The sequence below is a fragment of the Kribbella sp. CWNU-51 genome (genome assembly GCF_054073265.1).
The window spans coordinates 87107-113748 of the sequence record NZ_JBSXMZ010000011.1; the positions used below are offsets into that span (position 1 = coordinate 87107).

Below are 26642 nucleotides of genomic sequence, written 5' to 3' on the forward strand. Positions count from 1 at the left end.
CCCCGATCCCGGCGCCGACCACACCGGCAAGCAACAGGGGCGGGGCGAACAATCCGACCACGAGCCCTCCGACCGCGCCCAGGGTGGTACCGGCGGCGACGTAGCCGCCGCCGTGTTCCTTGACCTCGACCTGGCCCGAGGAGTCACGGGAGAGGACCACCGCGGCCATGACGACGGTGTCGTCCAGCCCCTTGATGGTCGTGAAGTCCGCTTGCGCGGAGGCTTCGTCGTCGTACGCGGCGACGAACAGCGTGTAGTTGCGATCTGCCATGGTGGTGCCCCCTGTTCAGGTTGTGGCCGCCCGGCCACCTACGGCCACCGTCACATCGCCCCGTTGCGCCGTCATCCCCTCCCCTAGGTGATTTCGCCCCGCACCGTTGGTCCGCAGCCCACAGGCGTCCGGCTCAGTGGTCACAGATCTTGACTCGACGGTGACGCTGAGTGCCTATCTGGCAGCGGGTTCATCGCGTTCGTCCTCTCGATCTCACCCACCGCAGGGGATGCCGGGGACGCCGACGGCTGTGAACATCGTCCCGTAAACATCCCACCTACAGAGGGATTCTCATGACAACTGAGAACCACGCACCAATCGGGCTCCGCCGGTGCCCGGGTGCGGCACTTCACGGACGGGGGGCGACGAAATGATCGCGCTTGACTTCGGAAATGGTGACGTGTTCCTGTCACTTCTCTGGTTCTTCCTGTGGATCATCTGGTTCTGGCTGCTGATCATCGTCTTCACCGACATCTTCCGCAGCTCCGACCTGTCCGGCTGGGGAAAGGCGTTGTGGACGATCTTCGTCGTGATCCTTCCCTACCTCGGTGTGTTCATCTACCTGATCGCACGTGGCGGGAAGATGCACGATCGCGCCTACCGGGACGCTCAGGCCCAGGACGCGGCCACCCGTGAGTACATCAAGGGCGTGGCGGGGTCCTCGACCAGCGCTGCCGATGAGATCAGCCGGCTCGCGGACCTGAAGGAAAAGGGTGTGATCTCGGACGCTGAGTTCGAGGCCGGAAAGGCCAAGGCTCTCGCGAGCGGCTGACCCGGGCGGGTGGTGCCTGATCACCGCGACATCCCCTCTGGTTGCGGTTGGTAGCAACGCGGCCCCCACTGCCGGGTGGCCTTGCCGTGAGTGTCGGAATGGGCGGACACTCACAGCGGGGCACCCGGGGGGCCGCGTGCACCGAACGCAGGGGGGTGGGGGCGATGGGGCTTCGCCATGTGCGGGGGCGTCGGTTCGGCCGGGCTACGGCTGTTGTGCTGGCGGGTGCGCTGGCTGCGGTGGGGTTGGTCGCGGTGACGGCACCGGCACAGGCGGCTACGCCGGTGCATGTGCAGAGCCGGGGCAAGGAGATCACCACCGGCACGTTGGACAGCCTCAAGTTCACCAACAACAACGTGGGCGGCAACCTGATCGTCGTTTACGTGGTGTGGAGCAACAGTTCCGCGGTCACGGTGACCGACACCCTGGGCAACGCGTACGCCGCTGCCGCGCCGGTGACGAGGTGGAACGGCAACGCCTGGAGCTCGCAGGTGTTCTACGCGAAGAACGTTGCCGCCGGCACCAACACGGTGCGCGCGACCTTCGGCACCGCGATCACGTCGTTCGGCGACCTCTACATCCACGAGTACTCCGGCCTCGACAAGACGAACCCGCTGGACGTCGCCGCCGCAGCCGTCGGCACCGCGAGCGGGATGAACAGCGGTACGGCGACCACGACCAACGCCAACGACCTGATCTTCGGAGCCGGCGCGTCCCTGGGCACCGTGACTGCCGGAGGAACCGGCTTCACCACCCGGCGCAGCAACTTCGGCAACCGGACCGAGGACAGACTGGTCACCACCGCCGGCCCCTACAGCGCCACCGCGACCCAGAACAGCACCGCCTGGGCCATGCACATGGTGGCGTTCAAGGCTGACTCGACTCCAGCCGACACCACTCCCCCGACGGTCGCGATCACCGCACCCGCGAACAATGCCACCGTCAACGACATCGTCGTGGTCGGCGCGGACGCCGCCGACAACGTGGGAGTCGTGGCAGTGCAGTTCCTGGTCGACGGGAGTGCCAACGGTCCCGAGGACACCACAGCGCCGTACGCGCTGACGTGGGACAGTCGCACTGTCCCCAACGGCGCCCACACGCTGTCCGCCCGGGCCCGCGACGCCGCCGGCAACGCGATGACGGCGGCACTGGTCAACGTCAATGTCACCAACACCAACTACTTCCAGAACGAGGTCCTGGCGACCGGTTTCGACCTGCCGACCACGTTCGAGTTCCTGCCGGACGGCCGCATGCTGGTGGCCGAGTTGCAAGGCCGGATCAAGGTCCTGCCTCCGCCGTACACGCAGCCGAGCCCGACGCTGTTCCTGCAGATCACGAACATCGGCTCGGCCGGCGTACAGCAAGGCATCTACGACCTCGTGCTCGACCCCGGATTCGCAACGAACCACTACTACTACGTGTTCTACACACTGGGCACGCCCAACCACGACCGCGTCTCGCGCTTCACCGCGAACGCGACGCTGGACGGCACCGTCGCCGGCAGCGAGTTCGTGCTGTACGAGGATCCGCAGAACGCGAACGCCGAGCACCACGGCGGCTCGCTGAACTTCGCCAACGACGGGAAGCTGCTGTTCACCACCGGTGAGCATTTCGTTCCCTCGGCCGCGCCGCTGCTCACCAGCCCGCGCGGCAAGGTCCACCGGATCAACCCCGACGGTACGGCGCCGACCGACAACCCCTTCTACGACGGCGCCGGCCCGAACGTCGACACGATCTGGGCGCGCGGTCTGCGCAACCCGTTCCGGGCGTACTACGACGCACCGACCGGCCGGTACTTCATCGGCGATGTCGGCGGCAACGACACGTCGACGTCGAAGGAGGAGGTCGAGCTCGGTGTCCGCGGAGCCGACTACGGCTGGCCCAGCACCGAAGGCCCTTGTGCGGCCCCGTGCACCAGCCCGTTGATCTGGTATCCGCACTCGGGCCGCGACGCGGCAGTCACCGGCGGCTTCGTCTATCACGGCACCGTGTTCCCACCGGCGTACCGCGGCGCGTACTTCTATGCCGACTACGCCCAGAACTGGATCCGTGGCGTCACCCTCGACGCGAGCGGTGCCGTCACCGGCAGCTTCAACTTCGAGCCGCCGGACGGCTCCGTGGACGGGCCGTACGGCGACATCGTCTACCTGGCCGAGGGACCCGACGGTGCGCTGTACTACGCGGATCTCGGCTACTCCGACGAGAGCGGAATGTTCGGCGTGAGCAAGATCCGCCGGATCAAGTACGTCCAGTCCAACCAGGCGCCGGTCGTGACCGCCACGGCCGCTCCGGCCTCCGGGCCGGCACCGCTGGACGTCACGTTCTCGAGTGCCGGCTCGTCCGACCCCGAGGGCCAGCCGCTGACGTACTCCTGGACCTTCGGTGACGGCGCCACCTCCACCGCGGCCAACCCGGTGCACACCTACGTCACGGCCGGCGCCTATCAAGCTCGGCTGACCGTCTCCGACGGGGTGAACAACTCCATCTCGACACCGATCACCATCAGCGCGGGCAGCGTCCCGACGGCAACCATCCTGGCGCCTACCGACGGCGCGCAGTTCGTGGCCGGCGACGTCATCACGTACAGCGGTGACGGCATCGATCCCGATGACGGTCCGCTCCCCGCCAGTGCGTTCACCTGGAACATCGACTTCCTGCACGACGGCCACGTCCACCCCGGTACGCCGATCACCGGGGTGAAGAGCGGCAGTTTCGTCATCCCGTCGACGGGCCACGACTTCAGCGGCAACACGCGGTACCGCATCCAGCTGACCGTCCGCGACTCGACCGGCCTGACCTCGACGCAGTCGGTCATCGTCTACCCGCAGAAGGTCAATCTGACGTTCGACACCGTGCCGAGCGGCCGCCAGCTCTATCTCGACGGGATCGCCAAGACGACGCCGTTCGTCTACGACACGCTGGTCGGGTACAACCACACGATCGAGGCACGTAACCAGATCGCGGGCGGCACGTCGTACACGTTCGGGTCCTGGTCCGACGGCGGCGGGCAGCAGCACACCATCACGGTGCCGGCGACTGCGCAGAGCTACACGGCGACGTTCACCGCGACGCCGTTGCCGACCGGACTGGTGGGTGCGTGGGGATTCAACGAAGGCTCCGGGACGAGCGTGCACGACTCGTCGGGCAGCGGAAACAACGGCACGTTGTCGGGCGCCGGCGCCACCTGGACCACGGCCGGCAAGTACGGCGCTGCCCTGTCGTTCAACGGGTCGTCGGGCAACGTGACCGTGCCGCATTCGGCATCGATCAGCCTGAACTCCAGCTACACCCTGGAGGCCTGGGTCAACCCGACGGCGCTGAGCAACTACGAGACGATCCTGATCAAGGAGGTCACCGGCGGCTGCGGCTACTGGCTGCAGACCACGGGCAACAAGATCGCCAGCGGCTTCAGCAACGGCGGTTGCCGCGAGTACGTCAGCACCACTCCGACGATTCCGCTGAACCAGTGGTCGCACCTCGCCGCCGTGTTCAACGACGCGGCCAATACCTACACCCTGTACCTGAATGGGACGGCTATCCGCACCGCCAACGAGACCACGGCACCGGTGCCCAACACCCAGGCCCTGGTGTTCGGCCAGTCGGCCTGTAGCAGCTGTGGCGGCGAACGCTGGCGCGGACTGCTCGACGACATCCGCGTCTACAACCGCGCACTCACCGCCACCGAGATCCAGACCGACCTGGCAACAGGAGTCAACTAGCGCTGAAACTTGTTCGATCTTCGCCTGGGGTTCGGCCGAAGGCCTTGTGGTACTCGCGGGTGAAGTGCGCCGCGCTGGTGTAACCGACGCGGAAGCCGACGTCGGCCGCGGTGCCGGCCTGGGTGCGCAACAGGACTTTGGCCTCCTGGAGGCGGATCTGCTTCTGGAACTGGATCGGGGTCATCGAGGTCGCCGCGCGGAAGTGGCGGTGGAAGGTCGACTGACTCATGCCGGCCAGGTCGGCCAGCTCGGCGACGAGAATCGGTTCGCTGTAATGCCGGCGGATCCAGCGGATCGCCTGCGAGATGTGAGCCAGCATGCCGTCGGCCAGACCGATCTGGCGGACCAGAGCACCCTGCTCACCGATCAGCAGGCGCCACAGGATCTCCTGCCGGATCCCCGGCGCCAGCACCCGTACGTCGTCCGGACGGTCAGCGATGCGCAACAGCCGTACGACGGGTTCGAGCAACTCGGGTGTCGCGTCACTCACCACCAGACCGCCGTACTGCGGGGGCCGGGGCGGCGTCTCGAGCAGCAGAGGCGCGATCTCCAGCGGGTCGAGCCGCAGGCTGACCACGGCGAACGGCTCGTCCGGGCTCGCCTTCAGCGCCTGGCCGATGACCGGAAGGTCCAGTGACGTGACGAGGAACTGCCCGGCGCGGTATTCGTACGGGACACCGTTGAGCAGGGTCTGCTTGACGCCGGATACGACGATCGCAACCGACGGCTTGGCCATTCCGGCGGTCGGCCCGTTGGGTTCGTCGCGCCGGCTGACCTGTACCCCGTCGATCAGGGGCACGCTGTGCCCACGCTGCCCGGCCGCGTGCCGAAGGATGAGCGTCCGGAGTTCGTCGAGCAGGTCCACTCCTCCAGTGAACCAAGTCGGCAGGATCGCGCAAGCCGGTGCCAGCAACGTGCTCACGATCCGGGGTCCCGCGGTGCTCTGATCGAGAGGTACCAGCAATCTCGAGAAAGGCACCACCCCGTGCACCGCAGAATTCTCGGCGCGACCGGTATCTCGGTCAGCGACGTCGCCCTCGGCGCGATGATGTTCGGCGCGATGGGCAATCAGGACCATGAGGACTCGGTCCGGATCATCCATCGCGCCCTCGACGCCGGCATCAACCTGATCGATACGGCCGACGTCTACTCGGCCGGTGAGTCCGAGGAGATCGTCGGTACGGCGATCCGCGGCCGGCGCGACGACGTCGTACTGGCCAGCAAGTTCGGCCTGCCGATGGGTGAGGACCCGAATCAGCGCGGCGCCTCCCGCCGCTGGATCATGCGTTCGGTCGAGAACAGTCTGCGCCGGCTCGGCACCGACCACCTCGATCTGTACCAACTGCACCGCCCGGACCACGACACCGATCCCGCCGAGACATTGTCGGCTCTGTCCGATCTGGTGCAGGCCGGGAAGATCCGGGCGTTCGGTTCGTCGATGTTCCCTGCGGAGACGATCGTCGAGGCGCAGTGGACCGCGGAGCGGCGCGGTACGCACCGGTTCCTGACCGAGCAGACCATGTACTCGATCCTGACCCGCCGGCCGGAGGCGTCCGTGTTCCCGGTGGCCCAGCGGTACGACCTCGGCGTACTCACGTTCAGCCCGCTCAACAGCGGCTGGCTGTCCGGCCGGGCGAACCAGGCGTCGTCGCACCGAGCGTCGACCCGGCCGTCCCACTACGACCCTTCCACCCCGACCGGTCAGGCGAAGGCCGCCGCGGTGGCGAAGCTGACCGCGCTCGCCGACGAGGCCGGGCTGCCGTTGCCGCACTGGCCACGGCGTTCGTCCGGGCGCATCCAGCGGTGACGTCGGTGCTGATCGGTCCGCGGACGCAGGAGCAACTCGACAGCCTGCTGCCTGCCGCGGAGATCGAGCTGTCCGGCGACATCCTCGACCGGATCGACGAGATCGTTGCACCCGGCACCGAACTGGACCCGGCCGACAACTACGACGCCACCCCGCCGGCGATCGAATCCGCCGCTCTCCGGCGCCGCTGAGCCGTCATCAGGGCGGCGACGGCGTGCGGGTCGTCGCTCATCGGCACGTGGCCGCCGCCGGCCAGCGTCTCGAATCGAACGCCGGGCGGGAGTTGCTCGAGGTGGCGCGACCGCCGCCTCAGCAGGAGATCCCGCGAGCCGAAGGCAACCGTGATCGGCACCTCCAACCCCGGCTCGGCCAGGTAGTGCCGATCGCGGGTGGCGTCGAGGGTCGCGTCGAAGCCGGGACTCGTCGCCATGTCCCACACCATCGCGCGGGCCAGGTCAGGGCTGATCTGGGACGGCCGGCCAACGATCTGGCCCAGCACGAGCGCACGTCCGAACCTGTGGTTCACCAACCGCGACAGCGGCTTGACCCAGGTCCGTGCGAGCCACCTCGTACCCCGCAGGCTGAGCTGGTTGTACAGCGGCGTACTCCCCGGCCAGAGGCCCGCAGGCGAGATCAGCACGAGTGAGGCGGTCGGTCTGACGTCGGCCAACTCAAGGGCGACCCACCCGCCGAGCGAGTTCCCGGCGACAATGGGCGCAACGACGCCCAGACCGTCGAGAAAGGTGGCGACCGCATCCGCCAGCGCGGCCGGATGTGGTTCCACCCCCGCTGCCAGCGGCGGCGAGTCCCCGAAGCCAGGAAGATCGACGGCGATGACGTCGAAGTGCTCGGCAAGTGCGGCGACGACCGGAGACCACACTCGGTGCGAACACCCAATGCCGTGCAACAGCACCAGCGGCGGTCCGGTTCCGGTTCGGTGAAAAGCAAGTCCGGCCATCGTCAGACGCCTTCCTGAACCTGGAAGATCTCGTCGGCGACGAGACCGTGCGCTTCGCGATGTACCGTCGACGCCGCCTCTGCGGACGGGGCTTCGACGAGGCAGAACACCTTGCCGTGCCGTTCGTTCACCCAGTACCGCAGATACCGCACCTCGTAGCCGGCTTCGGTCTGCAGGTCGGCGGCGTGCGCCTTGGCGACGTCTTCTGCCGAGACGCCGTCGGTGAAGTTGTGGATGTCCATGTACAGCGGCATGATTCACACTCTTTCGGTCGCTTGGTCATTTCGCAGCGAACCTATGCCGGCGAGGTCGTTCAGGTGATCCGTAGTGAGCACCCAGGTTCCGCGCGTAGCGACCTAGTTTGTTGCTGCGCCCGGCCGGTCGGGTGCCTCCAGCAGGCCACGGCGGCGAGCTTCGGCTGCAACGAGCGTTCGCGATGCGACTCCGAGCTTGGCGAGGATCGCGGCCACGTGGTGCTCGACGGTCCGTGGTGAGATCACCAGTTGCGCGGAGATGGTCGCGTTCGACTGCCCGGCCGCGACCAACGTCATCACCTCGCGCTCGCGGCGGGTCATGCCGGCCGCGTCGGAGCGGGTCGATGGATGCGCACCGGAAGGGATCGCGCGCAGGCCGAGCCGGCGCATCCGCCGGCGCGTCAGCCGCGCGGCCGCGTCCGCGCCGACGGTGTCGAAGCGGCGCAATGCCTCCCGCATCCCCGGCTCCGAACCGGAGTCGAGCAGGGCGAGCGCGGCGTCGAACGGACTGCCGATACCGTCCCAGAGTTCGGCCGCACGATCGAAGTCCCCGCTCACCGACCGGGCGTGCGGCTCCGGGAGCCTGGTCGGCGACGGCGTCACGGCGACACCGAGACGCGTCTGCCAGGTCGCGATCTGGCCCTGGAGCCATTCGTGGGTCCGCTCGATGTGGAGACTCCCGACGGTGACGTCATGCAGCGCACTGTCGAGATTCCCGGCCAGCCAGTGCGCCTCCGCCCGTGCGGATCGAGTCAGCGCGATGAGGTCCGGGCGCTCCGTCGCGTCGGCGCTGGTCACCGCTTCGTCCAGGTAGGGCCACGGATCGCCGTCGCCCCGCCGGGCATGGATCCGGCCGATCACGGTCGCGGCGGAGAGCCGGTTGAACCGCGAAGCGCCGCTCGCGAGAACCTGCCGGCACACGTCGACCGCCTCGTCCCACCGGCCCACACCCAGCAGAATCTCGCCCCAGGTGGCGCGCAGACAGATCCCGAACCGGGTCATGCCGGTCTCGTCGCACAAGGCCGCGCCCCGGGCGTAATACGACTCGGCTTCCGCGAGCCGGCCGAAGTCGCACAGCGCAGTACACAGGTTCGCGTAGGCACGCGCCGTCTGCTCGTGAGCTCCTGTGTCCAGGGCGATATCCAGCGCGCGGCGCAGCAGGGGCATCCACTCTTCACCGGAAGTCCACGCGACGATGGCTCGGGTGTTCGCGACGTCGCTACGCACATCCGGGAGGTCGAGCGCGTCGCCCAAGTCGCCCGCGCGGCGCAGTAGGAACGACGCAGCCTCGACCTCGCCGTGGTGACTCCGCAGCTGCGCCAGCTGTGCGTAGGCGCGGGCCAGCTCCGGGGTCGCGCCGCCGTCGCGGACGACGTCGACGGCCGCGACGGCAAGCTCCATCGACTCCCGACCCCGGCAGAGGCGCCACATCGTCGAGGACAGCGAACGCATCGCATCGCTCAAACGGAGCGGATCGGCCACCTCGGTCCAGAGCTCCAGCGCTCGCTGGCCGGCGTCGAGAGCCAGCTGCCAGCGTTCGATCACCGACGCCTCGGTCGCGAGCCGGGAATACAGGTCGGCAGCCGTTCGCGGCGTGACCTGGCCGGCGAAGCGCACTGCGGCCTCGAAGTGCTCGACGGCCTCGCGGTGTGCGCCGAGATCGGCTGCCCGCCGCCCGGCGACCGGTGCATAGCGCAGGACCGCAGCCTGGTCTCCGGCACCGTCGGCGTGACAGGCCAGCACCGCCTCGTCGGTGCCGCCGGAGCGCTGCAACGCCGCGAGGAGCTGGGCGTGGATCGCAGCCTTGCGATGCACGGGTATCTCGCTCGCCACAGCACGCCGGTTGATCTCGTGGCGGAACCGCAGCGATCCCGAATCGCTGACCAGCGCGCCGGCCTCGACGAGCTCGTCGAGATCGCGAACTGCCGTGCCCAACGACTCGAGTAGGCCCAGATCGACGTGGAGGCCGGCGACGGCCGCGATGTCGAGCACAGCTCGCGCCGAACCGCTCAGCCGCGCGACGCGAGCGAGCACGGCATCGCGCGCGGAAGCGGGCAGCTCGCTTGCGGACCGCACGATCTCATGGACGAAGAACGCGTTCCCGCCACTCAGCCGGTACACGTCGTCGGCCGCGAGTCCGCTACCGGCGGCAAGGACCGCGACCGCGTCCGCCGACAGCGCGGGAACGGTCACCCGACGCATCGCTCGTTCGCCGGCCAGTCCGCCCAGGGCGATGCGCAGCGCCTCGTCCGACCCGAGCGCATCATCACGGAAGGTGACGAGCAGCAGCGACCGCGTCGTACGAATCCGGCGGCCGAGGAACCGGACGAGGTCAAGCGTGGATTCGTCGGCCCAGTGCAGATCCTCGATCGAGACCACGACCGGCGGACCTGGGGCCGACAGGCGGCGTAACAGCACAGTGAACAGCTCGTCGCGCCCCGTATCGCTGCGGCACGCGTCTAGCAGTTCACCCCCCAGCTGCTCGGCGATCTCGAACAACGGGCCGAGTGGCCGGGGCGTGAACAGGCCGTCGCACGTGCCGCCGACCCAGCAGACATCGACGAGCTCTCGTTGCAGCTGTTCCAGCAAGGCGGACTTACCGGCGCCGGCCTCGCCCGAGATGAGAACTACTCGCCCGTCGCCGGCACGGGCTTGTGCTGCGTACTGCGTCAACGCCTCGAGAGCGCTGTCGCGCTCGAGCAAACCCATGAGCCCAGTGTGGGACCGGTTCAGGCTCACCGTAAACACCCGCCACCGGAATGGGTAGCACGGCGCGGAACGTAGGTGGATCAGTCGCCGAGATGGGCGCCGGACGCCGATTCGAGAGTCCCTCCGTCTGTTTGACGCTCGTCGGAGGAGCGGTTGTCGCTCCTCTCGGATACGGAGGAACTCATCATGCATCCCTACCTCGGCAAGGCGATGGCCGAAGCCCGGCAGGACGACCTGCTCCGCCAAGCAGAGCACCATCGTCTCGTCCGCGCGGCGCGGACCGGTCGGCAGTCCTGGCTCAGTCGACGGATCGACGCACTGCGGGCAAGACGATTCCGGCGATCGGCTGTGGGCGGCCTCCAGCCGGCCGATCCGCGGGGCCGACCGGTCTAGGCGGTTTCAACCATCCAGAGGTGGCCGTCGGGGTCGGTGAAGGTGGCGAAGTAGGCCCAGGGTTTGCGGATCGGCGCCGTGACCAGTTCGGCACCGGCAGCCACCGCCTTGGCGGCGAGGGCGTCGACGGCGGACTCGCTGTCGGCGTGGACGCTGAGGATGCACTCGCTGGTGCCGGCCGGTGCCGCCGGCTGGTCGCCGAGCACCCAGCCGAAGCCGCCGGTCGGGATCAGCATGAGCCGCACGTCGTCGGTCAAGGCGAACTGCAAGGGCTCCGGTATGCCGTCGTCCGCAAGCTCACCGACTGGCTTGAAGCCGAAAGCCTCCTGGTAGAAGGCGTACGAGCGCGGACGGTCCTCGATCGGGAGGCTGATGATCATCGGGTCACTCCAGCGGTGAAGCGGTCGGCGGCGGGGCCGGACAGGTGGTTGGGCGGAAGGGTGCGGGCGCAGAGGACCAGAAGGAGGTCCTGGGCGGTGCCGGTGAGTGGTTCGCCGGTGCCGTAGGTCCAATCGAGGTTGGTGGCTTTGAGCCGGACGCCGGTGAGGTCGACGCCGAAGTACTTGAGCTGCCGTGGGTTCATGTCGTCGAGGATGAGGCGCATCCGGTCCGCGGGCACCTGCCTATCGATGCCGAGGGCAACAGTCACGTCGAGGCCGTGGATCACGTCGTGCGACAACGCACCCTGGTAGCCGCCACCCGGCGGCTTCCAGGGGTGGTCGATGTTCTGCCGCAGACAATCCAGCAGCTCAGCGGCCGAGAGCTCACGACCGTCGCGGCGAGCCTGGCGATCGGCGAACCGATCGAAGTTGCCTCGAGCTTTGGCCAACCCCAGCAGGAAACGTGGTGTGGACAGCCGATAGGGCATGGTGATGTGAGCAACGAGCTCGCGGACCCGCCAGCCCGCGCACAGCGTCGCCTTGTCCCAGTCGTCGTCCGCCAACCCGGCCAGCACGTTGGCGAGATCGGCCCGCTCCCCCGCCACGGCCACTCTGATATCCGTCATACTCCACCGACGAACGAATCAGGCGCCGACAGACACCTGCCGCAACCTTTTCTGCAGATACCGGCGTTCCGCATCGGTCGCGGCCAGACCGAGGGCCTCCTGGTACGCCGTGGCCGCCTCCGGGAAGCGGCCGAGACGGCGGAGGAAGTCGGCGCGGGTCGCGGGCAGCAGGTGGTAGCCGGCGAGCGGTCCAGCAGCCAGGTCCTCCACCAGTCGCAGTCCCATGGCCGGTCCGTCCGCCATGCCGATCGCGACCGCGCGGTTGAGCGCGATCACCGGAGTCTGCTTGAGCCGTCCGTACAGTCCGGCGATCTGCGGCCAGTCCGTGTCCTCCGCCGTACGAGCTGTCGCGTGACAAGCCGCTATGGCTGCTTGCACTTGATAAGGCCCGGGTGCGCCGCGCCGGAGAGTGCTGTCCAGCAAGCTCTCGGCCTCGGTGATCACGGCGTGGTCCCAGCGAGTGCGGTCCTGGTCCTCCAGGGTCACCAGTACGCCGTCCGCGGTCAGGCGGGTGTCGCGTCGCGCGTCATGCAGCAGCATGAGTGCGAGCAGTCCGGCGGCCTCAGGCTCGTCCGGCATGAGCTGCACGAGCAGTCTGGCCAGTCTGATCGCCTCACCGCTCAGACTGGTGCGCACGACATCTGAATAGCCCTCGTTGAACAGCAGATAAAGCACAGCCAGTACGGCGGGTGTCCGCTCCGGCAGGAGGTGTGCCGGCGGGACGCGGTACGGGATCCCGGCGTGCTGGATCTTCTGCTTGGCCCTGGTCAGCCGCTTCGACATGGTGGTCCCCGGGACCAGGAACGCCCGCGCGATCTCCGCCGTACTCAGTCCGGCCAGCGTCCGCAGCGTGAGCGCCACCCGGGCCTCCATCGCCAGCGCCGGATGGCAGCAGGTGAACATGAGGCGCAGCCGGTCGTCCGGTACGTCGTACCGCGGGTCGGGCTCAGACGTCATCGCGGCCACCTCCTGGAGCTTGGCGGCGCCGACAGCCTCACGACGCAGCCAGTCGATCGCACGGTTGCGTGCGGTGGTGGTCAGCCAGGCCCCGGGCTTGTCCGGTACGCCGTCCCGCGGCCACCGCTCCAGGGCCGCGGCGAACGCCTCCTGGGCGCACTCCTCGGCCAGCTCCCAGTTCCCGGTCACGCGGATCAGGGTGGCGACCACCTGGCCCCACTCCTGCCGGTAGACCTCCTCGAACGTCACACGACTCCTGGCGGCGGCTCGAACACCGGACGGATCTCGATCGTGCCGTAGCCGGCCGCCGGGTGCTTGGCGGCGATCTCGATCGCCTCGTCCAGGTCGGCGCAGTTGATCAGCACGAAACCGCCGATCTGCTCCTTGGTCTCGGCGAACGGCCCGTCGGTGAGCAGCAGCTCGTCGTCGCGCACCCGGACCGTCGTCGCCTCGGTCGGCGGCCGCAGTCCGGCCCCACCCTCGACCACGCCGCGGCGCTCCATCTCCTCCGACCAGCCGCCGCAGCCGTCGTTCGCGTGCGACTCGTCACCACAGATCATCAGCAGGTACTTCACGGTCCTCCTCCAGACACTGCCTTTACCCCACCGACGAACAGGCGCGCCGGAAACAGACACCTCCACGGTAATCGTCGAGGTCTGGAAGCGACGCCGGAGCGGGTCTAGCGTCGAAACGAACTGATCACCAGGGAGGGTGTGCGATGGCAGGGCGAGTGGTGCATTTCGAGGTTCCGTACAGCGACGGCGACCGGGCCCGGGCGTTCTACCGGGAGGCGTTCGGCTGGAACCTGATGGAGATGCCGGAGATGAACTACACGATGGCGTCGACCGGACCGGTGGACGAGCAGTCGATGCCGTCCGAGCCCGGCTTCATCAACGGCGGCATGTTCGAGCGCACCGAGGCGCTCCGCGGGCCGATGCTCACCATCGACGTGGACGACCTCGATGCGGCGCTGAAGACCGTCGAGAGCCTCGGCGGCAAGCAGGTCGGCGAGAAGCTCCCGGTCGGCGACATGGGCTTCGCCGCGTACTTCGAGGACCCGGAGGGAAACATCCTGGGACTCTGGCAATCCGCCTGACGTCTGAGCGTCACCGGGGCCACCTACACTGCGAAGTGTGTTGGCTCCGGTGGTGTCCTCGGGAGGATTGAATGCCTGACCGTACCCAGACCATCGCGTACCCGGCGCCCGGGTCGCGGCCGTCGCGACGGGATCAAGAGCCGCTCGCGCCGCACGTGATCGTGCTGTTCGGCGCCACCGGCGACCTCGCCAAGCGCAAGTTGCTGCCGGGGCTGGCGTATCTGCAGCAGTCCAAGTTCGCGCCCGACGTACGGATCATCGGTACGGCGACCGAGGAGCTCACCTGCGACGAGTTCCGGGCCCGGGCGCGGGAGGCGGTCGAGCGGTTCGGCACGCACAAGATGTCCGACGAGGAGTGGGCGCAGTTCGCCGACCGGCTCGAGTACGTGCCGGTCGCGGCCGGGCCGGAGGCGCTGGCCGCGGCCGTCAAGGCGGCGGAGGAGAAGCTCGGGCCGGACGCCTGCCGGCTGCACTACCTGTCGGTGCCCCCGAAGGCCGCGCAGGCGGTGATCGTGATGCTGCGCGACGCGGACCTGGTCGATCGGGCCCGGGTGGTGATGGAGAAGCCGTTCGGCGACGACCTGGACAGCGCGATCAAGCTGAACGACTTCGTGCACGAGACCTTCGACGAGTCGCAGATCTTCCGGATCGACCACTTCCTCGGCAAGGAAGCCGCGCTGAACATCCTCGCGTTCCGGTTCGCCAACGGGTTGTTCGAGCCGATCTGGAACCGCAACTTCATCGACCACGTGCAGATCGACATCCCGGAGGAACTCGGGCTGGACCAGCGGGCCACGTTCTACGAGCCGACCGGCGCGTTCAAGGACATGGTCGTCACCCACCTGATGCAGGTGATGTCCTTCGTCGCGATGGAGCCGCCGACCGCCCTCGAGCCGCGGGCGATCTCGGAGGAGAAGAACAAGGTCTTCCGGTCGATGCTGCCGATCCAGCCCACCGATGTGGTCCGCGGCCAGTACTCCGGCTACCGCAACGAGGACGGGGTCGCGCCGGACTCCGACACCGAGACGTTCATCGCGCTGAAGGTCGAGATCGACAACTGGCGCTGGGCCGAGGTGCCGTTCTACCTGCGCACCGGCAAGCGGATGGCCGAGGGCATGCGGATCATCTCGATCGCCTTCAAGGAGGCGCCGAAGACGATGTTCCCGTCCGGTTCCGGGGTCGGCTCGGAGGGTCCGGACCACCTGACCTTCGACCTGGCCGACTCGTCCCGGGTGTCGCTGTCGTTCTACGGCAAGCGGCCCGGGCCGGGCATGCGGCTGGAGAAACTGTCGATGCAGTTCTCGACCCAGGAGACCGGGAGCGCGGGCGACGTACTGGAGGCGTACGAGCGGCTGATCCTGGACGCGATGCGCGGCGACCACACCCTGTTCACCACCGCCGAGGGCATCGAATCGCTGTGGGACCGGTCCGCGATCCTGCTGGACGACCCGCCTCCGGTCAAGCCCTACGCGCCCGGCACCTGGGGCCCGAACGCGATCCACCAACTGATCGCCCCGCGCGCCTGGCGCCTGCCCTTCGAACGCGAGTGGCGCGAAGCCAAGCAGTAAGCCATTGCCGCCGCCCGGACCTTGGCGCACTATCGAGGTGTGATGTGAGTCACAAACGCCTCGAGCGCTCAGGGGGTTGGCGAATGACAGGGACGAAAACGCATCTGACGGCGGAGCAGGCGCCCTGCGGGCGGGTGGGGGATGCGGACCGGAGCCAGGAGGACGACTTCGAGGGCTTCCGGTTCGACGACGTGAGCTACGCCTGTGGGTGCCGGCGGATTCGGCACGAGTTCCATGACGGCAGTGTCCGGATCCGCACCGTGCGCCACGACGGCAAGATCCTGCTGGACGAGCACAGCGGCGACCATGAGGCCTGACTGGGGTAGGCCCATGAACGAGCGCAGCGAGTTCATCAATCAGCACGGTGCATCTCGTGTCTCATCCGCGCCCGGAGCGAAGCGAGGACGTGGATGAGCACGTTTCATGACGTGGTCGTTATCGGGGGCGGCGGCGCGGGGCTTCGTGCGGCCATTGCGGTGGCCGAGACCAATCCGGCGCTGCGGGTGGCGGTCGTGTCGAAGGTCTATCCGATGCGCAGCCACACGGTGTCGGCCGAGGGCGGCGCCGCGGCCGTTGCCGCCGACGACGACAGCCTCGACGAACACGCCTACGACACGGTGTCCGGCAGCGACTGGCTGTGTGACCAGGACGCGGTCGAGGCGTTCGTCGCCGAGGCGCCCCGCGAACTGCTCCGGCTGGAGCACTGGGGTTGCCCGTGGAGCCGTCAGCCGGACGGCCGGATCGCTGTCCGGGCGTTCGGCGGCATGAAGAAGAGGCGGACCTGGTTCGCGGCCGACCGGACCGGGTTCCACCTGCTGCACACGCTGTTCCAGACCGCGCTCTCGTACTCCGACATCGTCCGGTACGACGAGTGGTACGTCACGAAGATCCTGGTCGACGACGGCCGCGCGTACGGCGTCGTCGCGATCGAACTGGCGACCGGGCGGATCGAGACCATCACCGCGAGCACGGTGATCGTGTGCACCGGCGGCTGCGGACGCGTCTACCCGTTCACCACCAACGCGAACATCAAGACCGGCGACGGGATGGCCCTCGCCTACCGGGCCGGCGCGGCGCTGAAGGACATGGAGTTCGTCCAGTACCACCCGACCGGCCTGCCGTTCACCGGCATCCTCATCACCGAGGCGGCGCGGGCCGAAGGCGGCTGGCTGCTCAACAAGGACGGCTATCGCTACCTGCAGGACTACGACCTCGGTACGCCGTCCCCGACCCCGGTGTTGCGCAGCATGGAGCTCGGACCGCGCGACCGGTTGTCGCAGGCGTTCGTGCACGAACAGGAGAAGGGCCGCACGATCGACACGCCGTACGGGCCGGTGGTGAATCTGGACCTGCGGCACCTAGGCGCGAAGCTGATCGACGCCAAGCTGCCGTTCGTCCGCGAGCTGTGCTCGAAGTACCAGAACATCGACCCGGTGACCTCGCTGGTCCCGGTGCGTCCGGTGGTGCACTACATGATGGGCGGGATCCACACCGACATCCGGGGCGCGACGTCACTCGAGGGTCTGTACGCCGCCGGCGAGGTCGCCTGCGTCAGCATCAACGGCGCCAATCGACTGGGGTCGAACTCGCTGCCGGAGTGTCTGGTGTTCGGCAATCGGGCCGGCCGGGCCGCCGCGGTGTTCGCCGGCCGCTACCGCAACGCCGTACCCAAGGCTGTCGAGGCGCAGGGCCGCGACGAGGAGCGCAGGCTCACCGAGGAGCTGGCCCGGCACGCGGAGGGCCACGAGCGGATCGCGGACATCCGAACCGAGATGCAGACCACGATGGAGAACGGGGCCGGCATCTACCGGGACGGCGACTCGCTGGCCAAGGCGGCGCACCGGCTGGAGGAGCTGCAGCTGCGCTACGAGCATGCGGCGATAGATGACCACAGCAAGAACTTCAACACCGAGCTGGTCGCACTGCTCGAGCTCGGCTTCATGCTCGATGTTGCCCAGAGCATCATCGCTTGCGCAGCGCGCCGGGAGGAGTCGCGCGGTGCCCACCAGCGCACCGACTTCCCGGCCCGCGACGACGAACAGTTCCTGGCGCACTCGCTGGTACGGCGCCAACCGGACGGGACCCGCCGGGTCACGTATCTCCCGGTGACCATCACACGGTGGCCACCGGGAGAACGGGTGTACGGGAGATAGTGATGGCAGACGAGATCACCCTCAAGGTCGCGCGCTACCGGCCGGGGGAAGACACCGAACCGGTGATGCAGTCCTACCAGGTGCCGCTGCGCGAGCACTGGGCGATCCTCGACGGGCTCGCCTACGTCAAGGACCACCTGGACGGGACGCTGTCGTTCCGGTGGTCGTGCCGGATGGGCATCTGCGGCAGCTGCGGCATGACGGTCAACGGCGAGCCCCAGCTCAGTTGTGCGACGTTCCTCACCGACTACGCACCCGGTCCGATCCGGGTCGAGCCGCTGAACAACTTCCCGGTGATCCGCGATCTCGTGGTCGACATCGGCGACTTCATGGACAAGCTCCCGACCGTCAAGCCGTGGGTGATCCGGGACGTGCAGAGCCCGGTCGAGCAGGGCGAGTATCTGCAGACGCCGGAGGAGCTGGACGAGTACCAGCAGTACAGCATGTGCATCAACTGCATGCTGTGCTACTCGGCCTGCCCGGTCTACAGCCTCGACCAGGACTTCCTCGGGCCGGCGGCGATCGCGCTCGCCCAGCGGTACAACCTCGACTCGCGGGACGAGGGTGCCGACGAGCGGAGCGCCGTACTGACGTCACCGGAGGGCATCTGGGCCTGCACCTTCGTCGGTGAGTGCAGTGCGGTGTGTCCGAAGGGCGTGGATCCGGCGGGCGCGATCCAGCGGTACAAACTGACAGCGGCGACCCAGGCGATCAAGGACCTGCTGATGCCGCGGCGCCGGCGATGAGCGTCTATCAGCGGCCGGTCCACCTGTTCTGGTGGCTGGAGCGCCGCTCGTATCTGCTCTTCGTTCTGCGCGAGCTGAGCAGTGTCTTCATCGCATGGTCCGTGGTGTATCTGCTGCTACTGGTCAACGCGGTGAGTGACGGCGACGCGTCGTACCAGCGGTTCCTGGAGCGGAGCGGACACTGGTGGGTGGTCGCGATCAACGTGCTCGCCATGCTCTTCGTGCTGCTGCACGTGGTGACGTGGTTCGCCCTGGCGCCCAGGGCGATGGTCGTCAAGGTGCGTGGGGGCCGGCTGCCGGCCCGGCAGATCGTTGCCGCGCACTACCTCGCCTGGGTGGTGCTGTCGGCGATCGTCGCCTGGGTGGTGCTCCGATGAACCGCCGCTCCCCCGAGCCGTTCCTCTGGATGCTGTTCAGCTCCGGCGGCATGGTCGCCGCGCTGATGATCCCGGTGCTGCTGTTCCTGTTCGGCATCGCGTTCCCGCTCGACTGGCTGACACCGCCGACGCATGCGCACCTGTTCGCCGTACTGCGGAATCCGTTGACCCGACTGGTGCTGTTCGGCGTGTGCGCGCTGGCCCTGTTCCACTGGGCTCACCGCTTCCGCTACACCCTGTACGACGGCCTGCAGCTGAAGCGGCACGCCGTACCGATCGTGATCCTGTGCTACGGCGGTGCTGTGGTCGGATCCGTCATCGCCGCCGCGCTGCTGGTGTCCGTCTGAGGTGTCATAGGCTGCGCCCATGCGGGAGATCGTGGTGATCGGCGTCGGGGCAGGTGATCCCGAGCAGGTGACGATGCAGGCCGTGTCGGCGCTGAAACGGGTCGACGTGTTCTTCGTGCTGGACAAGGGTGAGGTCAAGCAGGAGCTGGTCGACCTGCGGTCGGAGATCTTGCGGCGGTACGCCCAGGACCATCGCGTGGTCGTCGGCCGGGACCCGGAGCGGGATCGGACCACCAGCGCGTACGTCGAAGCCGTCGACGACTGGCGTCGCCGCCGGGCCGACGTATGTGCGGAACTGATCGCGTCGGAGCTCGGCGAGGATCAGGTCGGCGCGTTCCTGGTCTGGGGTGACCCATCGCTGTACGACAGCACGCTGGCGATCCTGGACGACATCCTGGCGCGAGGCGAACTGGCCTTCGAGGTCGAGGTGATCCCGGGGATCAGCAGCGTCTCGACGCTGGCCGCCCGGCACCGGGTCGGCCTGAACCAGGTCGGCCGCCCGATCCAGATCACCACCGGCCGGCGGCTCGCGAAGGCGTGGCCGGACGACGTGGACGATGTGGTCGTGATGCTCGACGCGCAGACCGCGTTCACCGAGCACCTCGACCAGGACGCCGACATCTACTGGGGCGCCTACCTCGGCACCCCCGACGAGATCCTCATCTCCGGCCCACTCCGCGAGGTCGCCGCCGAGATCGAGAAGGTCCGCGCCGAGGCGCGCGAACGTAAGGGCTGGATCATGGACACGTATCTGTTGCGACGTAGACCAAAGGTGTAGGTGGGTTGGCCTTCGGGCCGAAGCGGAGGAGGCGTGATCACGGCGACGCTTCCGGCATGACAAAGAAACTCTTGGTGATGCTGGCCGCGGCTGTCGCCCCGGCCGGGCTCTTGATGGGTTCCGCGGAGCCGAGTACGGCCGCGCAACAGGACGTCGTACGAACTGATGCCGGGCTGGTGGCGAGCAAGGCGGTCGGGGACGCGCGGGTCTTCGACGGGATTCCGTACGCCGCTCCCCCGGTGGGCGCGTTGCGGTGGAAGGCACCGCAGCCGGTGAGGCCGTGGGACGGCGTGCGGGAGTCGGCGCTCGGCAATCCTTGTCCGCAGCAGCCCAACTCCGAGGCACCGGACGGCGCCACGGCCGAGGACTGCCTGTATCTGAACGTCACTACGCCGGCAGCCTCGTCGCCGAAGCCGCGGGGCGTCGTGGTGTGGATTCCCGGTGGCGGGTTCTTCACCGGCGCCGGCAACAGCTATGAGGCGTCCAAGTTCGCCGCCCGGGGCGATGTGGTCGTGGTGACGGTCAACTACCGCCTCGGCATCTTCGGGTTCTTCGGCTACCCGGGCCTGCCTGGCTCCGGCACCTACGGCATCCAGGACCAGCAGGCAGCCCTGCGCTGGGTGCAACGCAACGCCCGGGCCTTCGGTGGCGACCCGCGCAACGTCACCGTGGCCGGTGAGTCCGCCGGCGGCATGAGTGTTTGCGCACAGCTGACCTCACCGACCTCCGCCGGGCTGTTCGCGAAGGCGATCATGCAGAGCGGTTCCTGTGCCTTCAACTGGGCCGACAACAGCCAGTACCCGGGTCAGGCCGCGGACTCCCCCTGGATCCCGGTCAGCCGGGTCCAGGCGAACGGCAAGGAATGGGCCGACGGCAACAAGGCCAAGCTGGCCTGCAAGCCCGGCCAGTCCATGCTCGACTGCCTCCGCGCGGTGAAGTCCGACGTACTGGTCGACGACACACTCAACTTCACCCAGGTCGGGTACGGCGGCACCGCCGCGGTGCCACTGAGTCCTGCAACGGCCATGAAGGCCGGCCTGTTCCACCGCGTCCCGATCATCTCCGGCAACAACCACGACGAGGCGAACGGATGGACGGCCGCGTTCGGGGACATCAAGGACTACCCGCAACTGGTGACCAACATGGTGGGCGCCCAGCAGACTCCGAAGGTCCTGCGGCAGTACCCACTCGACCGGTACGAGTCGCCGGCGGCAGCGTGGGGCGCGGTGACCACGGATCGGATCTGGTCGTGCACGCAGGTCACCACCGACCAGCAGGCCGCTCGCAAGGAGCCTGTGTACGCGTACGAGTTCGCGGACAAGCACTCGCCGATCGCCCAACCTGGGTTGGGCGCCGCGCACGCCATGGAACTGCCATATCTGTTCCGGCTTGGTGGCTATGACTTCCCGATGCCGGAGACGCAGCAACGGCTGTCGAACCAGATGATCGACTACTGGACGGCGTTCGCCCGGACCGGCAACCCGAACGGACCGGACCGGCCGCACTGGTCGCCGACCAGCAGTCAGACCATCAACGGCCTGTCACTGGCTCCGACGGACCAGGGCGGCGTCCAGCCGGTCAACCTCAGCACCGAACACCACTGCGCCTTCTGGGCGGGACTCAGCTGACGCTGTCCTTGCTACCCCGCCCCACCGCCCCGGTCAGGCTGCGGCCGCCGAGCCCAGACGCGCAGCGCGATCGGCGACAGGAGTAGCAGGAGCAACGCATAGAAGTGCACTCCGGGCACGAAGGCCGCCAGGAGGAAGGCGACCAGGGTCAACCCGGTCATCACCAGGGAGCCGGCGAGCTCCCGGCTGCTGACCGGGTTGTCCGGGTCCTCGAGCTCCTGATGCCCGCGGACCATCCAGGTGAGCCCGGACTGGCAGATGCTGAGCAGGAGGATGGTGCCGGTGTAGAGGCCGGCGGTGAACTGGTCGCTGTCGTAGACGCCGACGATCTGGGTCGGGAACGGCAGCACCACGATCGTGAGCAGCCACAGGAGGTTCAGCCGCATGATGGCCGGGGTGTAGGCCTTGACGTGCTCGAACACCCGGTGGTGGCCGAGCCAGAAGCTCGAGATCACCACGAAGCTCAGCAGGAACGAGTAGATCTGCGCCTTGTTCTCGGTGATCACGCCGACCGCGTCGACCCCGTGGCTCTTGGCCTCGGTGACCACGTCCACCAGCGGCAGAATCAGCAGCGTGATCGCGATCGCGACGACCGCATCGGTGAACAGAACCAGCCGGTCAGGATCCCTCGTCTTACTCACGGCCGACAACAGTAGCGAGTAGCAGGGCTGCCAGGACGAACGCGGCCGCTGTGATCCAGGCGACGCTGTAGCCGTCCCGCAGCGCCAGCACGTCGCTTGCACCGTCAGCCAGCCGGTTCGTCGTCGTGGAAGCGGCCAGTGTCGCCAGTACGGCGGTCCCGACGGCCGCACCGGCCTGCTGTGCGGTGTTGTTCAGGCCTGAGGCGAGTCCGGCGTCCTTGGCGTCCGCACCGGACATGGCCAGCATGATCGCGGCCGGGATGGCCAGTCCGATCCCCGCGCCCATCACCGCGAGTACGGGAGCGACGTTGACGACGTACGAACCGTCCACTGGTGCCTGGCTGATCCAGAGCAGCGCCACGAGGAAGGCGGCCAGGCCTGCTCTGAGCATGGTGCGCGGACCGAAGCGGACGGTCAGACGGGGTGCGATGGACAGGGACATCACGGCGTTCATGATCGGCGCGGGCAGGAAGGCCAATCCGGTTGTGAGCGAGTCATAGCCGAGGACTCGCTGCACGTAGAGCGCAGTCGTGAACTGAAAGCCGAAGCCGGCTGCGAACAGCAGCACGACGATGACGTTTGCCACGGTCAACTGACGCTTGCGGAAGATGTGCAGGGACAGCAGTGGGTTCGCGATGCGGGCCTGACGCAGTACGAACGCCGCCAGCAGGAGGAGCGAGACCGCTGCGAGGATCAGCGTGCGCAGGAGCGTCGCGTGCGCCTCGGCGGTCTGGACGATCGTGTAGACGCCCAGGGACAGACCTGCGGTGACCAGTACGGCGCCCAGCACGTCAGCGCCCTTGCCGAGGCCGAGGCCCTTCTCCTGGGTGAGGAATCGCGACGCAAACGCCAGCGCGGTCAGTCCGATCGGCACGTTGATCAGAAACGCCCAGTGCCAGCCGACGGTCTGCGTGATCACCCCGCCGAAGATCAGTCCGATCGACGCGCCGCTCGCGGACGTGAAGCTATAGACCCCCATCGCCCGCGCCTGCTCACCCGGACCCGGGTACAGGTTGACGATCATGCCCAGGATCACCGCTGAGGCCAGCGCACCACCGACACCCTGCAGGAACCGCCCGCCAATCAGCACCTCCGAACTGCCGGCCAGTCCACACAGCAGCGAGGCCGCGGTGAACAGCCCGAGCCCGGCCACGAACACCCGCTTGCTGCCGATCAGATCCCCGATCCGCCCGGCCAGCAGAAGCAGTCCCGCGAAGGCGATCAAGTACGAGTTCATCACCCAGGCCAGCCCCGCCTGTGAGAACCCCAGATCCCCTTGAATCGTTGGCAACGCGACCGTCACCACGGTCCCGTCCAAGATGATCATCAACTGCATCACGCACAGCACGACCAGCGACTTCACGCGCCCCGGCGCAGCCCTGCCACTCGTGCTCGAAGAACCCAGAACATCTACCGACATCGGTTGTCTCCTTGTCGTACTGATCTGACAAGAACGACCATAACAGATAGTCCTGTACTAGACGATCTTCTATCGGATCAACGCCCGGATCGTCAGAGGGTGAGCTCGACGCAACATTTCACGACGCAGGGATCGGCGGCAGGGCATGGAGAACGGCACCCGCGGCGAGCTGCTCGGCCGCCTGGCCGAGGCGGTCGAATCCGTCCCGGCCTCCCACCCGACGCGGGTCGCCATCGACGGATCCCCCGCCGTCGGCAAGACCACGCTGGCCGACGAGCTCGCCGTCGTCCTGCGCGCGCAGGGCCGCGACGTCATCCGCGCGACGATCGAAGACTTTCTGACGCCCCGATCACAACGCTATCGGCGCGGCGAGGACTCTCCCGAAGGCTGCTATCACGACAGCTTCGACTTCGACGCGCTGCACCGGCTGCTGCTCGATCCGCTAGGCCCGGGCGGAGACCGAAGGTTCCAACGGGCGGTGTACGACAAGGTGACGGACACCGCACTGTCCGAGCCACTCGTGACAGCACCCGCCGACGCCGTGCTGCTCTTCGACGGCGTGTTCCTCCTGCGCCCAGAACTGATCGACCGCTGGGACCTGCGCATCTTCGTGTCCGCCACCCTCGAGCGGACCCTGGATCGCGCCCGGAGCCGAGACCAGACCAGACCCCATCCAGATCCGCCACCGAGGTAGAACGCCGCTACCGCAGCCGCTACATCCACTCCCAACAGTTCTACGCGGACACAGTCCACCCAACCGACCACGCCCACGTCATCGTCCACAACGACAACCCCCATCAGCCCACCTGGGAAACCCACTGATCCTTCGTCGAGTCGTGGAATACGGCTGCCGACACCCGGCACTTCACAACCACAGTCCACGACTCGCGGAATCGGTGCGCAGCCACACACCACGACTCGGTGGGCGGCTGTTCCAGGAGCGGCAGGGCCGGGAAATGATCGGATAGACGAGATCCGAGCGCCTTGGCCCGGCTAGTGTTCGGGCCGTGGCACGACTTGCGGTGAAGCTTGTGCTGCTGGACGAGGACGACCGCCTACTGCTCATCCACGCCAAGGACCCTCAGACACAAGCCGAGTGCTGGCACCCCGTCGGCGGCGGCGTCGAGCCTGGCGAGACATTGCAGGCTGCAGCGGTTCGCGAGGCCTACGAAGAGACCGGCTTGGTCGACCTCCCGCCGGGACTCCCGGTCTGGCAACGCGATCACCTGTACGAGTACGACGGCCGGGTCGTCGAGGTCCACGAAGAGTGGCTGATGCACTCGGTGAAGCACTTCGACCCGGTGCCGGCGCAATTCACTGAGGGTGAAGCCCTGAGCGTCGTGGGCTTCCGATGGTGGCAGGCGCGGGAGCTGAGCGAAGCGGCCGAGACGATCTACCCACCCCGCCTCGGCCGTCTACTGACAGACCTCCTGACTGACGGCGCGCCACCAGATCCCATCGACATCAGCCACCGAAAGGCCCCGGTCACAGCTGACAAGGGTCCGAGAAGACCCGCCTGATTCAGGTCGCCTTGACGCATGCCGATATGGGCATATGATGGTGGGCATGGCACGAGCAGCGACGACGTCGGACGCGTTCAACGCGATCGCCGAGCCGCAGCGCCGGGACATTCTGGTGCTGCTGCGGGCAGGTGAGCGGCCGGTGACCGACCTGGCCCAGGAGCTGGGGATGAGCCAGCCGCGGGCGTCCAAGCACCTGCGGGTGCTCCGGGAGGTCGGTCTGGTGCGGGACCGCAAGGCAGGCAAGCAGCGTCTCTACGGCCTGGACGCCCGCGGACTGCGGCCGGTCCACGAGTGGGTCGGCGGATTCGAGCGGTTCTGGAACGAGAGTTTCGACCGGCTGGACACCTACGTGCAGGATCTCAAGCAGACACGGCAGGAGGACTGACCGATGGCAGCGGCAAGGCAACAAGCGCGGACGGAGCCGGCGACGGCCGACCGGGAGATCGTGATCTCCCGGGTCATCGACGCCCCCCGGGAGCTGGTGTTCGAGGCGTTCACCGAGGTCCGGCACCTGTCGCAGTGGTGGGGTCCGGAGGGGTTCACCACCACCACGCGGTCCTTCGAGTTCCGCGAGGGCGGGGAGTGGGATTTCGTACTGCACGGGCCGGACGGGACCGACTACTCCGAGTGGATCCGCTGGCTGCGGATCGCCCCGCCGGAGCGGATCGAGCTGCTGCACGGTGAGTCCCGCGACGACCCGGACGCCTTCGAGTCGGTCCTGACCTTCGCGCCGGACGGCGCGGCGACCCGGATCGAGATGCGCACGGTGTTCCGCACCAAGGAACTGCGCGACGAGGCGGTCGAGAAGTACCACGCGATCGAGGGTGGCGGGCAGACCCTGAGCAACCTGGCTGCCTATGTCGACCTCCTGCGGAAGGGGGTGGAGGGCTGATGGCCGGGAAGGTGTTCTTCAGCGTGACGATGTCGCTGGACGGCTTCATCGCACCTGGGTCTCTCGGAGAATTGATGGGGAAGCAGTGGATGGAACTGCAGCAGTGGATCTTCCCGCTGCGGTTCTTCCGGGAGAACCTGAAGCTCGGCGAGGGCGGCGAGGAAGGGCGCGACAACGACATCGCGCGGGAGACGTTCGAGCGCACCGGCGCGAGCGTGATGGGCAAGCGCATGTTCGACGCCGGCGAGCAGATGTGGCCGGAGGAGGCGCCGTTCCACACGCCGGTCTTCGTTGTGACGCACGAGAAGCGTGACCCCTGGGAGCGGCCGGGCGGGACCACCTTCCACTTCGTCAACGACGGCATCGAGGCCGCGCTCGACCAGGCCCGCGAGGCCGCCGGCGACCGCGACGTCCGCATCGCGGGCGGCGGCGCGACGATCCTGGAGTACGTGAACGCCGTCCTGATCGACGAGTTCTCGATCGCGCTGTCGCCCGTGTTGTTCGGCTCCGGAATCCGCCTGTTCGAGGGCGTGGACGCGGGCCGCGTGGCCCTGGAACCGATCCGCGCGGAGCCCTCCCCGAGGGTGACGCACCTGACCTACGCCGTCCGGGAGCGGTAGGCGCCCG

The 26642-nt window shown here is 67.9% G+C and carries 28 protein-coding genes and 1 pseudogene; 18 read left to right on the top strand and 11 right to left on the bottom strand.

The annotated features are described in order from the left end of the window. Positions 1–271 (bottom strand): hypothetical protein (locus ACXC9Q_RS16025; RefSeq protein ID WP_457057298.1); only part of this gene is annotated, 271 nt, incomplete at its 3' end. Positions 272–641: 370 nt separating this feature from the next. Here ACXC9Q_RS16025 and ACXC9Q_RS16030 point away from each other — a divergent pair. After that, positions 642–1043, top strand: coding sequence for an SHOCT domain-containing protein (locus ACXC9Q_RS16030; RefSeq protein WP_457057299.1), 402 nt, complete (start codon positions 642–644; stop codon positions 1041–1043). Between the two features lie 164 nt (positions 1044–1207). Then, positions 1208–4762, top strand: coding sequence for a PQQ-dependent sugar dehydrogenase (locus ACXC9Q_RS16035; protein ID WP_457057300.1), 3555 nt, complete (start codon positions 1208–1210; stop codon positions 4760–4762). On the opposite strand, the gene ACXC9Q_RS16040 is transcribed toward ACXC9Q_RS16035, so the two are convergent. Next, positions 4755–5684 carry an AraC family transcriptional regulator N-terminal domain-containing protein gene (locus tag ACXC9Q_RS16040; RefSeq protein ID WP_457057301.1) on the bottom strand — a complete coding sequence of 310 codons (930 nt, stop codon included), beginning with the start codon at positions 5682–5684 and terminating at the stop codon, positions 4755–4757. The two genes, ACXC9Q_RS16035 and ACXC9Q_RS16040, sit on opposite strands and share 8 nt — an antisense overlap. Before the next feature lie 138 nt (positions 5685–5822). On the opposite strand from ACXC9Q_RS16040, the pseudogene ACXC9Q_RS16045 reads away from it, so the two are divergent. Beyond that, positions 5823–6760, top strand: a pseudogene (locus ACXC9Q_RS16045) (aldo/keto reductase). Here ACXC9Q_RS16045 and ACXC9Q_RS16050 read toward each other — a convergent pair. From ACXC9Q_RS16050 to ACXC9Q_RS16060, 3 genes are all read right to left on the bottom strand, one after another. Beyond that, on the bottom strand, positions 6709–7527 hold the full coding sequence (locus ACXC9Q_RS16050) for an alpha/beta fold hydrolase (protein WP_457057302.1): 819 nt from the start codon (positions 7525–7527) through the stop codon (positions 6709–6711). The pseudogene ACXC9Q_RS16045 and the gene ACXC9Q_RS16050 sit on opposite strands and share 52 nt — an antisense overlap. A 2-nt stretch (positions 7528–7529) precedes the next feature. Further along, positions 7530–7781, bottom strand: a complete 252-nt coding sequence (locus ACXC9Q_RS16055) for a DUF4242 domain-containing protein (protein ID WP_405068251.1) — start codon at positions 7779–7781, stop codon at positions 7530–7532. Between the two features lie 102 nt (positions 7782–7883). Further along, a complete protein-coding gene (locus tag ACXC9Q_RS16060; RefSeq protein ID WP_457057303.1) occupies positions 7884–10490 on the bottom strand; it encodes an ATP-binding protein in 2607 nt (868 codons plus the stop codon). A 186-nt stretch (positions 10491–10676) separates the two neighbouring features. Between ACXC9Q_RS16060 and ACXC9Q_RS16065 the strand changes: the two genes are divergently transcribed. After that, positions 10677–10883 (top strand): hypothetical protein, encoded by a 207-nt coding sequence (locus ACXC9Q_RS16065; RefSeq protein ID WP_457057304.1) that lies wholly within the window; start codon positions 10677–10679, stop codon positions 10881–10883. Here ACXC9Q_RS16065 and ACXC9Q_RS16070 read toward each other — a convergent pair. From ACXC9Q_RS16070 to ACXC9Q_RS16085, 4 genes are read right to left on the bottom strand one after another with little or no spacing between them, the layout of a single operon-like run. Then, entirely contained in the window at positions 10880–11263 is a 384-nt protein-coding gene (locus ACXC9Q_RS16070; RefSeq protein ID WP_457057305.1) for a VOC family protein, read from the bottom strand. The genes ACXC9Q_RS16065 and ACXC9Q_RS16070 overlap by 4 nt on opposite strands. Continuing rightward, a complete protein-coding gene (locus tag ACXC9Q_RS16075) occupies positions 11260–11889 on the bottom strand; it encodes a maleylpyruvate isomerase family mycothiol-dependent enzyme (protein WP_457057306.1) in 630 nt (209 codons plus the stop codon). The genes ACXC9Q_RS16070 and ACXC9Q_RS16075 overlap by 4 nt, the downstream gene beginning before the upstream one ends. An 18-nt stretch (positions 11890–11907) precedes the next feature. Next, positions 11908–13095 carry an RNA polymerase sigma factor gene (locus ACXC9Q_RS16080; protein ID WP_457057307.1) on the bottom strand — a complete coding sequence of 396 codons (1188 nt, stop codon included), beginning with the start codon at positions 13093–13095 and terminating at the stop codon, positions 11908–11910. Then, positions 13092–13421 (bottom strand): YciI family protein, encoded by a 330-nt coding sequence (locus ACXC9Q_RS16085; RefSeq protein ID WP_329480240.1) that lies wholly within the window; start codon positions 13419–13421, stop codon positions 13092–13094. Before ACXC9Q_RS16085 ends, ACXC9Q_RS16080 begins: the two co-directional genes overlap by 4 nt. A 143-nt stretch (positions 13422–13564) precedes the next feature. Here ACXC9Q_RS16085 and ACXC9Q_RS16090 point away from each other — a divergent pair, with 143 nt between their 5' ends. The 9 genes from ACXC9Q_RS16090 to ACXC9Q_RS16130 all read left to right on the top strand — a co-directional run bounded on the left by ACXC9Q_RS16090 (position 13565) and on the right by ACXC9Q_RS16130 (position 21539). Beyond that, the gene (locus ACXC9Q_RS16090; RefSeq protein ID WP_457057308.1) at positions 13565–13942 is read left to right on the top strand and encodes a VOC family protein; all 378 of its coding nucleotides are present in this window, start codon (positions 13565–13567) and stop codon (positions 13940–13942) included. A gap of 71 nt (positions 13943–14013) precedes the next feature. Further along, on the top strand, positions 14014–15510 hold the full coding sequence (zwf, locus tag ACXC9Q_RS16095; RefSeq protein ID WP_457057309.1) for a glucose-6-phosphate dehydrogenase: 1497 nt from the start codon (positions 14014–14016) through the stop codon (positions 15508–15510). An 83-nt stretch (positions 15511–15593) separates the two neighbouring features. After that, complete coding sequence (locus tag ACXC9Q_RS16100; protein WP_328519072.1) at positions 15594–15827, top strand: hypothetical protein; 234 nt, start codon at positions 15594–15596, stop codon at positions 15825–15827. A 93-nt stretch (positions 15828–15920) separates the two neighbouring features. Beyond that, positions 15921–17663: a fumarate reductase (quinol) flavoprotein subunit gene (gene frdA, locus ACXC9Q_RS16105; protein WP_457057310.1), complete on the top strand. Its 1743-nt coding sequence runs from the start codon at positions 15921–15923 to the stop codon at positions 17661–17663. A gap of 2 nt (positions 17664–17665) precedes the next feature. Further along, complete coding sequence (locus tag ACXC9Q_RS16110) at positions 17666–18409, top strand: succinate dehydrogenase/fumarate reductase iron-sulfur subunit (RefSeq protein WP_457057311.1); 744 nt, start codon at positions 17666–17668, stop codon at positions 18407–18409. Continuing rightward, positions 18406–18786, top strand: a complete 381-nt coding sequence (locus ACXC9Q_RS16115; RefSeq protein ID WP_457057312.1) for a fumarate reductase subunit C — start codon at positions 18406–18408, stop codon at positions 18784–18786. Before ACXC9Q_RS16110 ends, ACXC9Q_RS16115 begins: the two co-directional genes overlap by 4 nt. After that, the gene (gene frdD / locus ACXC9Q_RS16120) at positions 18783–19133 is read left to right on the top strand and encodes a fumarate reductase subunit FrdD (RefSeq protein WP_457057313.1); all 351 of its coding nucleotides are present in this window, start codon (positions 18783–18785) and stop codon (positions 19131–19133) included. The genes ACXC9Q_RS16115 and frdD overlap by 4 nt, the downstream gene beginning before the upstream one ends. Positions 19134–19152: 19 nt before the next feature. Further along, on the top strand, positions 19153–19911 hold the full coding sequence (cobF, locus tag ACXC9Q_RS16125; RefSeq protein WP_405068261.1) for a precorrin-6A synthase (deacetylating): 759 nt from the start codon (positions 19153–19155) through the stop codon (positions 19909–19911). Between the two features lie 56 nt (positions 19912–19967). Next, positions 19968–21539, top strand: coding sequence for a carboxylesterase/lipase family protein (locus ACXC9Q_RS16130; protein WP_457057314.1), 1572 nt, complete (start codon positions 19968–19970; stop codon positions 21537–21539). A gap of 11 nt (positions 21540–21550) precedes the next feature. Here the strand turns inward: ACXC9Q_RS16130 and ACXC9Q_RS16135 are convergent, their stop codons facing one another. Both ACXC9Q_RS16135 and ACXC9Q_RS16140 read right to left on the bottom strand, forming a co-directional pair. Continuing rightward, a complete protein-coding gene (locus tag ACXC9Q_RS16135) occupies positions 21551–22180 on the bottom strand; it encodes a TMEM175 family protein (RefSeq protein WP_457057315.1) in 630 nt (209 codons plus the stop codon). Next, positions 22173–23600 carry an MFS transporter gene (locus ACXC9Q_RS16140; RefSeq protein WP_457057316.1) on the bottom strand — a complete coding sequence of 476 codons (1428 nt, stop codon included), beginning with the start codon at positions 23598–23600 and terminating at the stop codon, positions 22173–22175. Before ACXC9Q_RS16140 ends, ACXC9Q_RS16135 begins: the two co-directional genes overlap by 8 nt. Before the next feature lie 145 nt (positions 23601–23745). Between ACXC9Q_RS16140 and ACXC9Q_RS16145 the strand changes: the two genes are divergently transcribed. The 5 genes from ACXC9Q_RS16145 (at position 23746) to ACXC9Q_RS16165 (ending at position 26635) form a co-directional block, all read left to right on the top strand. Beyond that, on the top strand, positions 23746–24294 hold the full coding sequence (locus tag ACXC9Q_RS16145) for a cytidylate kinase family protein (protein ID WP_457057317.1): 549 nt from the start codon (positions 23746–23748) through the stop codon (positions 24292–24294). Positions 24295–24607: 313 nt separating this feature from the next. After that, positions 24608–25120 carry an NUDIX hydrolase gene (locus ACXC9Q_RS16150; RefSeq protein ID WP_457057318.1) on the top strand — a complete coding sequence of 171 codons (513 nt, stop codon included), beginning with the start codon at positions 24608–24610 and terminating at the stop codon, positions 25118–25120. A 46-nt stretch (positions 25121–25166) separates the two neighbouring features. After that, entirely contained in the window at positions 25167–25508 is a 342-nt protein-coding gene (locus ACXC9Q_RS16155; protein WP_457057319.1) for an ArsR/SmtB family transcription factor, read from the top strand. Positions 25509–25511: 3 nt separating this feature from the next. Then, the gene (locus tag ACXC9Q_RS16160; protein ID WP_457057320.1) at positions 25512–26015 is read left to right on the top strand and encodes an SRPBCC family protein; all 504 of its coding nucleotides are present in this window, start codon (positions 25512–25514) and stop codon (positions 26013–26015) included. Beyond that, positions 26015–26635 carry a dihydrofolate reductase family protein gene (locus ACXC9Q_RS16165; protein ID WP_457057321.1) on the top strand — a complete coding sequence of 207 codons (621 nt, stop codon included), beginning with the start codon at positions 26015–26017 and terminating at the stop codon, positions 26633–26635. Before ACXC9Q_RS16160 ends, ACXC9Q_RS16165 begins: the two co-directional genes overlap by 1 nt. Positions 26636–26642 lie beyond the last annotated feature (7 nt).